Annotated in this window: 12 protein-coding genes and 1 tRNA gene; 6 read left to right on the forward strand and 7 right to left on the reverse strand. The window is 70.3% G+C overall.

The features are described 5' to 3' along the window. Positions 1 to 60 precede the first annotated feature (60 nt). On the forward strand, positions 61 to 2,505 hold the full coding sequence (locus ACZ6ZQ_RS10140) for a FlgD immunoglobulin-like domain containing protein (RefSeq protein ID WP_469768080.1): 2,445 nt from the start codon (positions 61 to 63) through the stop codon (positions 2,503 to 2,505). Between the two features lie 142 nt (positions 2,506 to 2,647). Here ACZ6ZQ_RS10140 and ACZ6ZQ_RS10145 read toward each other — a convergent pair whose 3' ends face one another. The 4 genes from ACZ6ZQ_RS10145 to ACZ6ZQ_RS10160 all read right to left on the reverse strand — a co-directional run bounded on the left by ACZ6ZQ_RS10145 (position 2,648) and on the right by ACZ6ZQ_RS10160 (position 5,484). Next, a complete protein-coding gene (locus ACZ6ZQ_RS10145; protein ID WP_469768081.1) occupies positions 2,648 to 2,881 on the reverse strand; it encodes a helix-turn-helix domain-containing protein in 234 nt (77 codons plus the stop codon). Then, positions 2,881 to 3,471 (reverse strand): DUF2975 domain-containing protein, encoded by a 591-nt coding sequence (locus ACZ6ZQ_RS10150; protein WP_469768082.1) that lies wholly within the window; start codon positions 3,469 to 3,471, stop codon positions 2,881 to 2,883. The genes ACZ6ZQ_RS10145 and ACZ6ZQ_RS10150 overlap by 1 nt, the downstream gene beginning before the upstream one ends. Positions 3,472 to 3,884: 413 nt before the next feature. Then, positions 3,885 to 3,971: transfer RNA gene (locus ACZ6ZQ_RS10155), tRNA-Ser, on the reverse strand. A gap of 46 nt (positions 3,972 to 4,017) precedes the next feature. Then, positions 4,018 to 5,484 (reverse strand): S1C family serine protease, encoded by a 1,467-nt coding sequence (locus ACZ6ZQ_RS10160; protein WP_469768083.1) that lies wholly within the window; start codon positions 5,482 to 5,484, stop codon positions 4,018 to 4,020. Positions 5,485 to 5,694: 210 nt separating this feature from the next. Between ACZ6ZQ_RS10160 and ACZ6ZQ_RS10165 the strand changes: the two genes are divergently transcribed. From ACZ6ZQ_RS10165 to ACZ6ZQ_RS10175, 3 genes are all read left to right on the forward strand, one after another. Further along, the gene (locus tag ACZ6ZQ_RS10165) at positions 5,695 to 6,498 is read left to right on the forward strand and encodes a glycerophosphodiester phosphodiesterase (protein ID WP_469768084.1); all 804 of its coding nucleotides are present in this window, start codon (positions 5,695 to 5,697) and stop codon (positions 6,496 to 6,498) included. Between the two features lie 167 nt (positions 6,499 to 6,665). Next, entirely contained in the window at positions 6,666 to 7,265 is a 600-nt protein-coding gene (locus ACZ6ZQ_RS10170) for an ATP-binding protein (RefSeq protein WP_469768085.1), read from the forward strand. 149 nt (positions 7,266 to 7,414) lie between these two features. Further along, positions 7,415 to 8,407 carry a DUF5926 family protein gene (locus tag ACZ6ZQ_RS10175; protein WP_469768086.1) on the forward strand — a complete coding sequence of 331 codons (993 nt, stop codon included), beginning with the start codon at positions 7,415 to 7,417 and terminating at the stop codon, positions 8,405 to 8,407. 306 nt (positions 8,408 to 8,713) lie between these two features. On the opposite strand, the gene ACZ6ZQ_RS10180 is transcribed toward ACZ6ZQ_RS10175, so the two are convergent. Next, on the reverse strand, positions 8,714 to 9,253 hold the full coding sequence (locus ACZ6ZQ_RS10180; protein WP_469768087.1) for a hypothetical protein: 540 nt from the start codon (positions 9,251 to 9,253) through the stop codon (positions 8,714 to 8,716). A gap of 225 nt (positions 9,254 to 9,478) precedes the next feature. After that, positions 9,479 to 10,192 (reverse strand): bifunctional DNA primase/polymerase, encoded by a 714-nt coding sequence (locus tag ACZ6ZQ_RS10185; RefSeq protein ID WP_469768088.1) that lies wholly within the window; start codon positions 10,190 to 10,192, stop codon positions 9,479 to 9,481. Between the two features lie 443 nt (positions 10,193 to 10,635). Here ACZ6ZQ_RS10185 and ACZ6ZQ_RS10190 point away from each other — a divergent pair, with 443 nt between their 5' ends. Beyond that, positions 10,636 to 12,159: a PP2C family protein-serine/threonine phosphatase gene (locus tag ACZ6ZQ_RS10190; protein ID WP_469768089.1), complete on the forward strand. Its 1,524-nt coding sequence runs from the start codon at positions 10,636 to 10,638 to the stop codon at positions 12,157 to 12,159. A 104-nt stretch (positions 12,160 to 12,263) separates the two neighbouring features. Further along, on the forward strand, positions 12,264 to 13,727 hold the full coding sequence (locus ACZ6ZQ_RS10195; protein WP_469768090.1) for an aminopeptidase P family protein: 1,464 nt from the start codon (positions 12,264 to 12,266) through the stop codon (positions 13,725 to 13,727). A gap of 81 nt (positions 13,728 to 13,808) precedes the next feature. On the opposite strand, the gene ACZ6ZQ_RS10200 is transcribed toward ACZ6ZQ_RS10195, so the two are convergent. Continuing rightward, positions 13,809 to 14,252: an ATP-binding protein gene (locus ACZ6ZQ_RS10200; RefSeq protein ID WP_469768091.1), complete on the reverse strand. Its 444-nt coding sequence runs from the start codon at positions 14,250 to 14,252 to the stop codon at positions 13,809 to 13,811. Positions 14,253 to 14,406: the final 154 nt, after the last annotated feature.

The raw sequence follows: 14,406 nt of genomic DNA on the forward strand, positions 1-14,406 counted from the left end.
GTCGACCCCCGTGTGTCCGCGTCGAACGGCCTTCTTCCCATGCCTTCTTGGAGGTGCTGCGTGGCCGCACGCCACAAGCCGAACCGACGACGACCGCTCGTACGGAGCGGAATTGCCACCGCCCTGGCCCTCGCGGCCGCCGGCGGATCCCTGCCCTTCCTCCTGTCGGACGCCCACGCCGAGACCCCCTCACTGACGATCCCGGCCCCGGACCGCTTCAAGCCGGTCGCCAACCCGTTGTACGGCGCGGGGCCCGGCGGAGTCGTGGAGCGCACGGAGGTCGAGGACCAGAGCGCGCTCGGCTACTACCGCTGGACCCCGGACGGCGGTACCCCGGTCGACCTGCCCGCCTCGTCCCCGTACGACGACGTCAACTCGATCGACGGAGGCGGAGGGAGCCACGTCTCGGTCACCAGCGGGGACGTCGTCGCGATCTACGACTTCCCGAACCAGGTGCAGCTCAAGGACATGAAGTCCGGCACCACCACCAAGTACACGCTGCCCAGCGGCCACTTCTACCGTGGCGTCTTCGGCTCCGCCGTGCTCACCGCCACCCGGGACGCGGACGGCAACAAGGACGTCCTGCACGTGCTGCGCATGGCGGACGGTCAACTCACCGACACCCTCGTCACCGGCCTGAACGGCTGGGTCGCCGAGGACGGCATGACGCTCGGCGGCGACGACCGTTCGGTGGCGATCTGGTACGCGCAGCCCGACGGCACCCGCGGTGTCGGTCTGCTGGACCTGGCGACGGCGGAGGTCACCCCGGCGTTCCCGGGCGCCACCGGCACGAATGCCCAGGTCGTGTTCTCGGACGCGTACGTCGCCTGGTACTCGCCCGAGGGCGGCAACACCATGGCTCGCGTACTGCCCCGCGCCACCCCGGAGGCGGCCGACACCAAGGTCGAGCTCGGCTCGGACGGTGAGGGCACCCCACGGCTCGGGCTCGTCGGCGACTGGCTGCTGACCACACGTCAGTTCGAGCAGAGCCAGGGCGACTTCCTGGCCCGTCAGGGCGCGCCGCTCACCGCCCTGCCGATTGCCGGCGGCGAGCCCAAGACCCTGCTGGAGCACGCCGGTTGGCGTATGGCGCAGGTTCCGGGCGGCGGCGTGACCGTCACCGGTGGCACCTCGGCCGGGGACTGGGCGGTGCGCCGGATCTCCGTCGGCAACGACGAGGCGCCCGTGCTGCGTACGGTGCGCCGGGTGACGCCCAAGGAGGGGAAGCTCACGCGGATGTCGCTCACGGCCGGGCACCTGGTCACGGCCGAGTCCGACACCACGTACCTGCCGGCGCTGTTCCAGCGGCAGATCACCCTCGGCACCGCCCCGTCGGCGGGTGAGCGGTCGCTGCTCGCGCGGCCGGACGCGCAGACCACCGGCGAGGCGGCGCAGCGCGCGTACGATTCGCGGCAGCCGGTCGGCACCGGAGACGGCCGTACCGTCGTCGCCACGACCGACGCGGACGGCGCCCAGGTGCTCGTCGTGCCGGCAGCGGACGGCACGAAGACCGTCGTACCCGCCGTGGACCCGCAGACCGGCGAGAAGATGCCGACGGGCTCCGACCACTACTCGGCCGTGCGATCGGCCTCCGGCCGCTACGTGGTGTTCGGCGACAGCGGACGCGGCCTGGAGGACCGGCAGTACGTCGTCGACCTGGACGCGTCCGGCGGGCCGAAGGTGATCCGGGTCCGCCAGGGCCAGGGCGGGCTCGCGGTATGGGGCACCAAGCTGTGGATGCCGGGCGACTCGGAGGGCACGCTCCAGGCCGTCGATCTCAAGTCCGGCGAGACGACGACCACGGAGGCGATCACTGACAACGGCTGTCTGCCGCAGCAGCTGCAGACCGCCGGACCGTGGGTGTACTGGGACTGCTACCCCTCGGGGTCGATCAGCTCCGGCCACGGCGTCTACAACACGCAGACCCAGCAGTCGTCGTGGGCCCCGCGCGGCATCCTCGGCGACGGCTACGTGGTGGCGTACGACGGGGACCGCGGCCAGCTCAACCTGACCCCGATCGGGGACGCGCCGCGCACCATCGAGGCCTTCACGGTCCAGTACGTGTACCCGATCGTGGAGGCCGACCGCTTCGGCGGCGCGCTCGCATACGCGAAGGAGAAGAGCGGCCAGATCACCGTGGTCGACTCGGGCGTCGCCACCTCCCCTGTGGCCGGGATCGAGTCGCGGGTCGATCAGTCCGTGGACCTCAAGTCCGCCACCGACGCCGTGTGGGACGCGGACTGGCAGCTGTCCAAGCCCGTCACCGACGCCCAGGTGACGGTCCGGAACAAGACCGGGCGCACGGTGTTCACGGGCTCGGCCAAGGAGTACGCCGCCGCCGTCTCGTTCTCGTGGGACGGCCGGACCAGCGACGGCCGGTACGTCAACGACGGCACCTACACCTGGGAGCTCACCGGCACGCCCGCGGACGGCAGCGGCGGCGCTCTGAAGGTTACGGGCACGGTCGCCTTCAGCGGCGGCCAGCACGCGCGTACCACGAGCTGAACAACGGCGCCGATCACCTGAACGGCGACGGCAAGTGCATCTTCGCCGAATCAGCCGCTGTGTGGCGCAGGCCATGCCCCCGGTGAGCGAAACGCCGGGGGCATGACCACACCACCGTCCGCGCGCGCCCGCGCGGGGGTGGCTAGGCCGACCCGGCGGGGTCGTGGGTGATCAGGTCTCCCGGCTGACACCCGAGGACATCGCAGATCCTCGACAGGGTGGAGAAGCGAATGGCCTTGGCTCGCCCGTTCTTGAGCACGGACAGGTTGACGACGGTGATGTCCACTCGCGCGGACAGTTCGGTGAGCGTCATGCCGCGCTCGGCAAGGAGCCGGTCGAGGTGGATCCGGATCGCATGCAGTTCCTCATCGGGCATCAGATGGTCCCTTCGAGGTCCTCTCGCATCCGCACACCCTCGCGCGTGATCTTCCCCATGATCACTGCGGCGAGACCGGCGAGGACGAGCACCTGCGGCCCGGAGACCGTCGGCCCAGAACCCGCGACGACCGGCGCCATGCTCTCGACGAGCCAGGACTGCGACCAACCGACGACGAGGCCGGCCAGCGGCGTGCCCACGGCGACGAACCAGCCGAGAACGGAGAGCCGTTGCGACACCGCATCGGTGAACGGCCCCTGCAGCCGGACGGCCTTGAGCAGCTGGGAGAAGAGCAACAGCGCGAGGAAACCGAACAGCAGCCAAGGCAGTTCGCCCCCGAGGTCGGCAGCGCGCTGCCCCACGGAGGGGCTGTCCTGGCAGAGGCGCGTGGCGCTGCTGGACGCTTCCACGCCCTTGCCGACCGGCAGGTTTTCCGGCGCCAGTGAGACATTGCGCCAGAAGTCCGTCTGCACGCAGACGGCCCCGTCGTCGAGCATGTGCGTGGCTCCCGTGCCGATGAAGGCGAGCCCGCAGAGGACCGCCAGCACAAAGGTCACCGAGGCCAAGGTCCTCGTGAGTCGCGTGTTCACCGTACCCCTCCCATCGATTATCGATATGCCCAACCCTAGAGCAGCATATCGATAATCGACAAGTTCATGGCCGCTGACGAGGCCGCCCGCGGTGCGCCGACAGGTCGACTTCCACCCTCACGCCTTCCTCACCGCGCCTGTGACGTATGGGGTGTTGGCGGGTGACGGCGTGGTGTGGCTACGGCGTTTCCGCAGCACCCTTCCGCTACCTGTGGCCGCAGCCCTGCCCCACGCTCTGCCCTGCCCTGGGCACTGCTCCGGACTGAGGACGGGGGACGCCTGGGGGACAACAGCCGACCGGAGCCGGGTCGCAGGCGAGAAACCGCGAGACGGTTCGAATGCAGTTCGAACGCAGAAGGGGTGCCCGGAGGATCCGGGCACCCCTTCTCACCTGGCCTTATGTGGCCTGCACGCGGTGGGTGTGGGATTTGAACCCACGGTGACATCGCTGCCACGACGGTTTTCAAGACCGTTCCCTTAGGCCGCTCGGGCAACCCACCCCGCGCCGCCCCGATCATCGGGATGGCGCGTGCACAGCCTAGCCCGTCAGCCGTCGCCCTTGCGCTCGCCCAGGGTGATGGTCGTCGTGACCTCGCGGCCGTCGCGTTCGTAGGTGACGGTGACCTTGTCGCCGGGCTTGTGGTTCCAGATCTCGCTGATCAGGGTCGGGCCGCTGTCGACCGGCTTGCCGTTGAACTTGGTGATGACGTCGCCGGGCTTGAGACCCGCCTTGGCCGCCGGGCCGTTCGGGGTGACCGCGGGGGTGCCGCCCGTGCCCTGTTCGGCGATGGTGGCGCCGGTGCTCTTCTCGGTCATGTTCACCGTCGCGCCGATGACGGGGTAGACGGGCTGGCCGGTCTTGATGAGCTGTTCCGCGACGTTCTTGGCCTGGTTTATGGGGATGGCGAAGCCGAGGCCGATGGAACCCGCCTGGGACTGCTGGCCGAAGCCGTTGTTGCCGGCGGACTGGATGGCCGAGTTGATGCCGATCACCGCGCCGCTCGCATCGAGCAGCGGGCCGCCGGAATTGCCAGGGTTGATCGAGGCGTCGGTCTGCAGGGCGCTCATGTACGAGTTCTTGCCGCCGGAGCCGTCGCCCGAGGCGACCGGGCGGTTCTTGGCGCTGATGATGCCGGTGGTCACCGTGTTGGAGAGGCCGAAGGGCGCACCGATCGCGATGGTCGAGTCACCGACGGCGACCCGGTCGGAGTTGCCCAGCGGCAGCGGTGTCAGGCCGGAGGGGGCGTTCTTCAGCTTCAGTACGGCGACGTCGTAGCCCTGGGCCCGGCCGACGACCTCGGCGTCGTACTTCTTGCCGTCGGAGAAGGTGGCGGAGAGCGTGCCGCCGTCGGCCGCGGAGGCCACCACGTGGTTGTTGGTGAGGATGTGGCCTTCCTTGTCGTACACGAATCCGGTGCCCGTGCCGCCTTCGCCCTGGCTGCCGGCCGCCCCGGACTGCGCCTCGATCGTGACGACGCTCGGCAGGGCCTTGTTCGCGACGGCGGCGACCGTGCCCGGATCGCGCTTGAAGTCGGCGGGGGCCTGGCCGGTCGCGACGGTCGTCGAGATTCCGTCGGCGTCGTTGCGCTCGGCGGCCCAGTAGCCGATCCCGCCGCCGACGCCACCGGCGACGAGCGCGGCGACGAGTACGGCGGCAATCAGTCCGCCGGATCGCCTGCGCGGGGCCGCGGACCCGGGTACGGGCGCGCCCCAGGGGGCCGCGGGCGGCGGCGGAGGCCACCCGGCGTCGGCGCCCTGCACCCCGGCGTGCTGTGCGCCGTCGTGCTGCATCGCCGCCGGAGAGGGCGTCGGGGAGGACGCCGGGGCAGCTGTAGGTACGGGCGGCATCTTGTGGGTCGACCGAGTCGACTGCGTCGACCGGATCGGCTGCGTCGGCGCCTCCGCCCCGGTGCGCTCCTGCGCGGCCGCGCCTTCGGGAGCGGCCGCCGGCACAGGAGGTACGGACGGGGCGGCCTGAGCCCCAGTGCCAGTGCCCTCGTTTTCAGTGCTCACAGCGTTTCTCTCCTCGATTTCACGATCACTCGTCGGCGCGTCCGGACGCGTCCGGGCGTTGCGGTCGGCTCCGATCAGCTCCGATCAGCTTTTCCCACAGGCTGTCAGGCCACTGTAAGCAGGACCTGTGCGTATTGGGGGCCGTCCTTTATAACAGACATTACGGACACATCTGCGGCGTCCACTTTCAGACGATGACACCATGACGCGGTGACCCAACTCCCGATCCAGGTCGTCGCCCACCGAGGCGCCTCGGAGGACGCTCCCGAACACACGCTGGCCGCGTACATCAAGGCTATAGAGGACGGGGCGGACGCCCTCGAGTGCGATGTGCGGCTGACTGCGGACGGTCATCTCGTCTGTGTCCACGACCGCCGTGTGGACCGGACCTCCAACGGTCGCGGCGCCGTCTCCGCCCTGGAGCTCGCGGACCTCGCCGCGCTCGACTTCGGCTCATGGAAGGACCGCGAGGAGAGCCCGGACTGGAAGGACCGCGAGTTCACCTCCGTACTGACCCTGGAGCGGCTGCTGGAGCTGGTCGCGGACGCCGGGCGGCGGATCGAGCTGGCGATCGAGACCAAGCACCCCACCCGCTGGGCCGGCCAGGTCGAGGAGCGGCTGCTCCAGCTGCTGAAGCGGTTCGACCTCGACGCCCCGGCCTCGCCGGCCGAGTCGCCCGTACGCGTCATGAGCTTCTCGGCGCGCTCGCTGCACCGGATCTCGGCCGCCGCGCCGGGCATCCCCACGGTCTATCTGCTGCAGTTCCTCTCGCCGCGGCTGCGCGACGGACGGCTGCCTGCCGGCGCCCGGATCGCGGGCCCCGGCATCCGGATCGTCCGCAATCACCCCTCCTACGTCGACCGGCTGCACGCCGCGGGCCACCAGGTGCACGTCTGGACGGTGAACGAGCCCGAGGACGTCGATCTCTGCGCCCAGCTCGGCGTCGAGGCGATCATCACCAACCGCCCCAGGCAGGTGCTGTCTCAATTGGGTCGCCTGCAACGGCCCTCGTAGCAGCCCTCGCAGCTCTCGCAGCGGCCCTCGCAGCCGGCCCTCGCGGCAGCCCTCGCAGCGGTTTCGCAGCGGCTGGCGAGGGCGGCTCTCGCAGCGGTCCCGGCGACGCCCCTACGTCCGTTACGGGGAGTGCACCGGCGCGTTCGGACTGTGCTCGATCGTTACGAGTGCGTCACCAGACACGGATTGGCCGGTTTCCGGTCCAGGCCATTGGGGCATCCACACCGTGGCGTGGGGCGAAGGAGGTCTCGGGGGTGGCGTTGGTGGTGGCACAGGAGGTGCCCACGTCGTCGAGCATGGCCGTACCCCATGGCCCTGCGGGCGTGGGTGAGGCAAGGCACCGGATGCGTGAGCAGCTGCGACGCAGCGGGGTGTCCGAATCGGTCGTCGACGATGCTGTTCTGATCCTTTCCGAACTGCTGAGCAATGCCTGCCGGCACGGCAGACCGCTCGGGCATGCGGAGATCGGGGACGGCGACATCCGCGCCGCATGGCGTGTCGACACGCAAGGCGGACTGACCGTCGAAGTGACGGACGGAGGTGGTCCTACCCGCCCGGTTCCGGCCACGCCCTCGGTCACGGCGCACGGCGGCCGTGGGCTCAACATCATCAGTGCGCTCGCCCAGGACTGGGGCGTACGGGACAGCGCGTCCGGTGAGGTCACCGTGTGGGTGCTCGTAACCGAGGGGCATCGTCGCGACGATTTCGCTACGCGCGTCACAGGCCCCCGATTCAATTTCGCGGACGCCTACGACGACGTGGACTGAGGCGAGGTTCGCCGTCTCGGGCAAGTGGCGACGAGGCGCAAGAAGGTGGCGTCCGGCGACGTGGACCACGCACTGCGGCCGCCACCACGGCCGTAACGGCTAGGCTCGCGCCCTAGACAAGCACGCCGTCATCGGGAGAAAGCCACACCATGGCCAAGAAGCGCCCCCAGACGAAGGCCACACAGCGTCGATCAGCGCCTGCGGCGCGGGCCCAGCTCACCGACGGTGAGATCCCTGTGGTGGGGGCCCGTGAGCCCTGCCCCTGTGGTTCGGGCCGCCGCTACAAGGCCTGCCACGGCCGGGCCGCCGCGCACGCCGTGACCGAGCTGGTTCAGCGTCCCTTCGAGGGGATGACCGCCGAGTGCGACTGGGTCGCCCTCCGCGAGCTGGTTCCGGCAGCGACCGTCGCACTGACCCTGAAGGACCCGCTGCCCGACGACGTCCCGTCCGTCACGCTCGCGACCGTCCTTCCGATGGCGTGGCCCGCACTGCGCCGCGAGGACGGCTCCGTCCTGCTCGCCGTGCAGAACGACATGACGTCCGGAGACCTGAGCCGCGATATCGCGCACACGCTGCAGCGCGCGCTGACCGCGAAGCCCGGCACGCCGATCACCGGCGCGAGGACGTCCGCGGAAGGGCCCCGGCTGCAGGATCTGATCGATGCGGACGCGCCTTTCGAGCCGGTCGTCCACAGCGGTTTCGAGTTCTGGATCCCGAACTCGTCGGAGAACGCGAACCCTGAGGTGGCCGCTTCGCTGGAGCGGGCCAACGCGGCCGCGATCCCGACCATCAGGCTGACCGGAGTGGACGCGGCGTACTGGTGCGAGACCCCGGAGAAGAACCATCTGCGCTGGGTCATGCCGCACCCCGAGGAGCGCCTGCTGGACGCGCTCGCGCGGCTGCACGCCGCGGGGACGTCGAGCCTCGGCGAGGGCACCCGGCTCGTCGGTTCGTTCCGTGCGCACGGGCTGATGGTCCCCGTCTGGGACCTGCCGGCCGGGATGAGCGCCGACGAGTGCGAGAAGCCGGCCGCGGAGCTCGTGGAGCGACTGGCGGAGGCGCTCGCGGTGGACGAGCCGCTGACCCCCGAGGAGCGCCGGGCGCGTGGCGGGCTCACCAACCGCCAGGTGACCCTCAGCTGAGCCGGCCGACCCGACCGCGGTCGGCCGGACCCGGTCGACCGGCTGACCCGTGACCCGGCTGACCCGGCTGACCCGGTCGCAACCGTCGCCGTCCGTGCGGGCGGCGACGGTTTCTGTCACGCGACAGGTGATACCCGTCACAACGGCCCGTACGGACCAGTAATTCCTTGTCCGAATACCCGAGATCGAATTTGCGAACAGCAGATCTCTTGTTACCGTTCTTGAAGCCCGGTCGCTGGTGCATCCCCCGTCGCCAGCGACCGGGCGTTGCCATTTCCGGAATTCGGCCTACCGCTTCGCCGGGCGTCAACCGCTCGCAGCACCGGCGGAGTTGCTCCCCGATCGCAGCAGCAACGGACCGTCGGCGTGATCTCCGGAACCCGCGAACTCCGCCACCGCCGAATACTCGTCCGCTTCACCACGGGCCTTCTCACGCGGTGTTTCACAGGTTGCGGGCTCATCTCCCGCCTCGATCCCACAATGCGTCTGTACGGTTCTTCCGCCGGGGCCCATCAGGCTCAGCGCGGCAGTCAGCGGATCACCCGTGGCGTTGCGGTAGTACGTTCGCACCCAGACGTCGGGACCCTCGGTCAGTACGCATGTCTGGGCCTCTACGCCCTCGGGTGAGCTGAGTTCCGGGCCGCAGCGTTCGCTTGTGCGTTGCCCGCCGACGCCCTCATCGGCCGTCTCTGCGGGGCCCTTGAGTGCATGAATTCCAGCCAGAATTCCCGGCCGCTCGGCCCCCTTGTGATCCGCCGTTTCGGGATCGGGCGAGCCCGCCGGTCCCGCGGAGGCGGCCAGCGGCAGCAAGGAGGCAGATACGACGGCGACCGTGAGCCCGGTCATACGCAGATTCATGGTGGGCCGAAGATATCGACGGTCAGGGCACGCCCGGGCGCCGCGCGCCCAATTCCCGTACAACTGGGCCCGGCTCACACCCGTACGAGTGAGTCGCCGAGCCCGGTTGCTCCGCACGTGCGCGAGCCGTGCAGACGAACCATGCACGCGAACCGTGTACACGAGCCGCACCCGAGCCGCGTGCGCGAACGAGGTGCCCGGTGAGCGAGGTGCTCAGTAGGCGAGCCGCGAGCCTTCCCCGGTCTCCGGTGGTGTCATCCCGCCGGACGGCGTGCTGACGCTCGCCTCGACGAGCGCGTCGACGACCGCCTCGACATCCGGCAGCCAGGGCGCGGCCGACCCGGGCAGCGGCGCGCGCTCCCAGCGGACCTGCCCCGTACCGGTCTCCGAGGGAGGCAGCATCAGATAGCCGCCCTCGCCGTGGAAGCGCAGTGAACTCGGCACCCGGTCCTTGGCGTAGAGCAGATCGCCGAGCTGCTCCATCGAGTACGGAGCGACGAGCAGTGACCAACGGGTCGGGGTGGCGACGACCGGGCCGAGCCGCATACCCATGCGGTCGAGTGCGGCCAGCGCCCGGGCCCCGGCCACCGCGGGCAGACTCACCGCGCAGGGCGCGCGGCCTCCCGTGGCAAGCACGATCGGGGCCGTGGGCCGCTGGGTCCACCACCAGCGCACCATGCGCTCATCGGTGGTCGCCGCGAGGAGTCCCGGGTCGAAGGGGTGCGCGCCGGGTACGACGCACTCGGTATCGGGGCAGGCGCAGCCGCGCCCGCGATCGGCCCGCCCGCCGACCGCCTTGAGTCCCGCACCGGGAAGTACGGGCCACTGCCACGCTGTGGCGCAGGTGAGCGCCGCGTCGAGCTGAGGAGCAGGCCTCCTCTTGCGCCGGAACCGGAGCCTGCGTCGCCTTCCGAGGATCTCGCGCATGAGCGCTCGTTCCTTTCCGTTGAACGCCGAGGTCCACATCACACCAGGTGTGCATCGCTTCACTGTGCGTACAAAGCGGCGTCTCGCCGCCCTTGCCGTAGGCATGGGTGATCCCATGGGCTGTGTCCATTTAACGCATGGCGAGGGGTGGCGCGCGCCTGGCGCTTGCTGTCCCGCTGTACTCGTCCCGCCACATGGGATGGGGGCGGCGGCCTACGGCGGTTAAGACGCCCGGGCTCCCCGCCAGGTTCCGGAGCTGTCCCAACTGCCCCTGGCCATCACCGTTTACGTACCCATCACGCCCGAAATGACTCCCCTTCGGGCTTCTACCCTGAGGGGATCCCCATGCCGAACACCCCCTAGTCGACCGCAAAACATTGCCATGGGGGGCATTTTTTGGCCAAGTTAGCTACCGGTCGGACACCAGCAATCCCACCAGGACAATGCTGGACATCCCCCTTTGTGTGCGTGTAGATGTGGATGCAGTGATAGCGGCGCAGATTGACATGGGGGTTTGCGATGCTATTGGCCGAAACGCACCAGCAGGAAAGCCTGCTGCCATGAGCGCCCCTCACCTGCCGAAAGTGGCTGGAATCGATTCCACGGTTCCAGCCCCCGCGCACACTGCCGCGTCCCTCACGTCCGCCCGCGTCCCGAACGCCGCGCCCAGCGCGGTGATCCAGGACCGACTGGCCGGCTGGGTCTCCGACCTGACCACCCTCCACGAACTCACCGAGCGCCTGGCCAGAACCGCGGTCCTGGACGACGCACTCCATGAACTTCTGCGCGCGGGCGCCGCCCTGGTCGGCGCCCGCCGTGGCATGGTCGTCTTCGAACCGGCCGACGGCCAGGGGCCCGCCGGCACCGTCGGCCTCGGCCTCGCCCACGCCGACCTCGGCCATATCGAGACCGTCCCCCGCAGCGCCACCACGTACGGCCGGATCCTCGACGGAACGAGCGCCGGCCTGCCCGACGGGATCGCACAGGGCGATGTGTTCCACGACGAGTCCCTCGACCCGCGCCACCGCGAGGTCGCCGCACGCCTCGGCTACGCCGCGAGCTACGCCCTGCCGCTCGCCACTGCCGAGGCCGGCAGGCTGGGCGTCGCCGTCTGGTTCTACGACGAGCCGGCCGAGCCGGTGGACCGCCAGCGCCATCTCGCCGGCCTCTACGGGCGGTACGCCACCGAGCACCTGGCCCGGCTGCTGGAGCTGGACCGGGCGCGCCGCCAGATGGCCGTCATCGCCGAGGAACTGATGCCCACCCGGCTGCCCCGGGTGCCCGGGGTGCGGCTCGCCGCCCGCCACCTCGGCGGACCGCGCGGCGGCGGCGAGTGGTACGACGCACTGCCGCTGCCCGAGGGCGCACTGGGGCTCGCCGTCGGCTCGGTCTCCGGCTCGGGACCGAGCGCGCTGGCCGCGATGGGCCGGCTCCGGGCGAGCTTGCGGGCGTACGCGGTGATGGAGGGCGAGGATCCCGTCGCCGTACTGTCCGATCTGGAGCTGCTGCTGCGGCTGACGGAACCGGCTCGTTCGGCGACCGCGCTCTTCGCGTACTGCGAACCTGCCGCGATCACCCCCACCGGCGGCCAGGAGAGGAAGATCGTCCTGGCCGGGGCCGGGCACACCCCGCCGCTGATCGTCGGCGCGCGGCGCACCGAGTTCGTCGAGACCTCACTGTCGGCTCCGCTGGGGATGCTCGCCTGCTGGGAGGCGCCGAGCGTGGAGTTCTCCCCCGCATCCGGAGAAACGGTGCTGCTCTACACCGACGGGCTGCTGCGGCGCACCGGCGACCCCATGGACCGGGCGTTCGCACGGCTGCACAGCGCCGCTGCGAGCGTGCCGAGGACTGCCCGGGACGATCCGGCTGCGATCGCGGACCACGTGCTGCGGACGGTGCTGCCCGACGGGCTCGACGCGGGTGACGACGGCGAGGACGTGGTGATGCTGGCCGCCTGGTTCGAGTGACGCTCCAGTGACTCACGGGTCATGGGCCGTGCGGCCCTGGGCCCCTTCCGTACGACCGTACGATGGGTAGGGGTTCAGCGTCGTACCAACAAGGAGGCAGGCCCGTGGCAGAGGAGCTCACCCCGGAGACCCCGGAAGAGTCCGAAGAACAGCCGATCGGTCAGCGCAAGAACACGGTGTACCCGGGAGTCTCCGACGAGCTCGCGGAGAACATGAAGTCCGGCTGGGCCGACACCGAGCTGCACGGCCTCGAGCCGATCGCGCAGGCCGCGCACACCGCGCGTCGTCGCGCCGCACTCTCCGCCCGTTTCCCGGGCGAGCGTCTCGTGATCCCGGCGGGCAATCTGAAGACCCGCTCCAACGACACCGAGTACGCCTTCCGTGCCTCGACCGAGTACGCGTACCTCACCGGCGACCAGACCCAGGACGGCGTCCTGGTCCTGGAGCCGGCAGAGGACGGCCACCGGGCGACCGTCTACCTGCTGCCGCGCTCCAACCGGGAGAACGGCGAGTTCTGGCTGGACGGCCAGGGCGAGCTGTGGGTCGGCCGCCGTCATTCGCTGGCCGAGGCCGAGCAGCTCCTGGGTCTCCCGGCCAAGGACGTCCGCGAGCTGCCGGCGCAGCTGCGCGAGGCGACCGGCCCGGTCCGTAACGTCCGCGGGCACGACGCCGCCATCGAGGCGGCCCTGACCGACAAGGTCACCGCCGAGCGGGACGAGGAGCTGCGGGTCTTCCTCTCCGAGGCCCGCCTCGTCAAGGACGAGTTCGAGATCGCCGAGCTGCGAAAGGCGTGCGACGCGACCGCCCGCGGCTTCGAGGACGTCGTCAAGGTCCTCGACAAGGCCGAGGCCACCAGCGAGCGCTACATCGAGGGAACGTTCTTCCTGCGCGCCCGCGTCGATGGCAACGACATCGGCTACGGCTCGATCTGCGCCGCCGGCCCGCACGCCACCACCCTGCACTGGGTGCGCAACGACGGCGAGGTGCGCCCCGGCGAGCTGCTCCTGCTCGACGCCGGTGTGGAGACCGCCGAGCTCTACACCGCCGACGTAACCCGGACGCTGCCGATCAACGGCCGCTACACCGAGCTGCAGCGCAAGATCTACGACGCGGTGTACGAGGCCCAGGAGGCCGGTATCGCCGCGGTGAAGCCCGGCGCGGGCTACCTCGACTTCCACAACGCCGCGCAGCGCGTCCTCGCCACGAAGCTGGTGGAGTGGGGCCTGCTGGGCGACCTCGACGTCGATAAGGTGCTGGAGCTGGGACTGCAGCGCCGCTGGACCCTGCACGGCACCGGCCACATGCTCGGCATGGACGTCCACGACTGCGCGGTCGCGCGCCGCGAGATGTACGTGGATGCCACGCTGGAGCCCGGTATGTGCCTGACCGTCGAGCCGGGTCTGTACTTCCAGGCCGACGATCTGACCGTGCCTGAGGAGTACCGCGGCATCGGTGTCCGGATCGAGGACGACATCCTCGTCACCGAGGACGGCAACGTGAACCTGTCGGCCGCGCTGCCGCGCCAGGCCGACGAGGTCGAGGCCTGGATGGCACAGCTCAAGAGCTGATGGATCCTCACGGAACCGAGTGCTGGTCCCAGGGCTGATCCCCGGGCCGCACCCCGGGGCCGTACGGCGAGGGCGCCCCGCTCAGACCACTCTGAGCAGGGCGCCCTCCCGCCATTTCAGCATCTTGTCGAAGCTCACCACCGCGCCCCTGCCCGGCCTGTTCCGGAGGTACACGTGATCGGCGAGCTCCTCGATGAGACAGAGCCCACGGCCGCCCTCCGCGGAGAGGGCGGGAGCGGCGGCGTGCCGGCAGTCCGGAAATCCGGGCCCCGCGTCGGCCACCTCGATACGGCACTTCTCGTCGTCCAGATACGCCGTCACCCTGTACGCGTCCGAAGAGGAACCGGTTGCGGCGCTCCCACCGTGTTCGACGGCGTTGGCACACGCCTCACTCAGCGCGACCGAGAGATCGTAGGAGATGTCGGGGTCGACGCCCGCGGTTTCCATCGCACCGAGCAGAAGACGTCGGGCGAGCGGAACGCTCGCTGCCTCGCGCCGCAAATGGAGTGTCCACCAGATGCTCATGCTCCAGCCTCCTGGCTGCGGCTCGACATACCGTTACGTATTGCCGCAGGGCCGCGTTCGTAAGCGTGGAGTTGACGCGATTGCCCTCATTCGGCGGATGCGTGAATCACCTGTCCCGGTGTATGCCCACGCCACGCGCCCGGAGCGGCGCCAA

It is taken from the genome of Streptomyces sp. NPDC053673 (genome assembly GCF_055585225.1).

Coding starts and splice junctions, on each gene's coding strand:
- ACZ6ZQ_RS10145 (WP_469768081.1), bottom strand. CDS start 2,881: ATGCCCGATGAGGAACTGCATGCGATCCGGATCCACCTCGACCGGCTC.
- ACZ6ZQ_RS10175 (WP_469768086.1), top strand. CDS start 7,415: ATGGCCAAGAAGCGCCCCCAGACGAAGGCCACACAGCGTCGATCAGCG.
- ACZ6ZQ_RS10180 (WP_469768087.1), bottom strand. CDS start 9,253: ATGACCGGGCTCACGGTCGCCGTCGTATCTGCCTCCTTGCTGCCGCTG.
- ACZ6ZQ_RS10185 (WP_469768088.1), bottom strand. CDS start 10,192: ATGCGCGAGATCCTCGGAAGGCGACGCAGGCTCCGGTTCCGGCGCAAG.
- ACZ6ZQ_RS10190 (WP_469768089.1), top strand. CDS start 10,636: ATGCTGGACATCCCCCTTTGTGTGCGTGTAGATGTGGATGCAGTGATA.
- ACZ6ZQ_RS10200 (WP_469768091.1), bottom strand. CDS start 14,252: ATGAGCATCTGGTGGACACTCCATTTGCGGCGCGAGGCAGCGAGCGTT.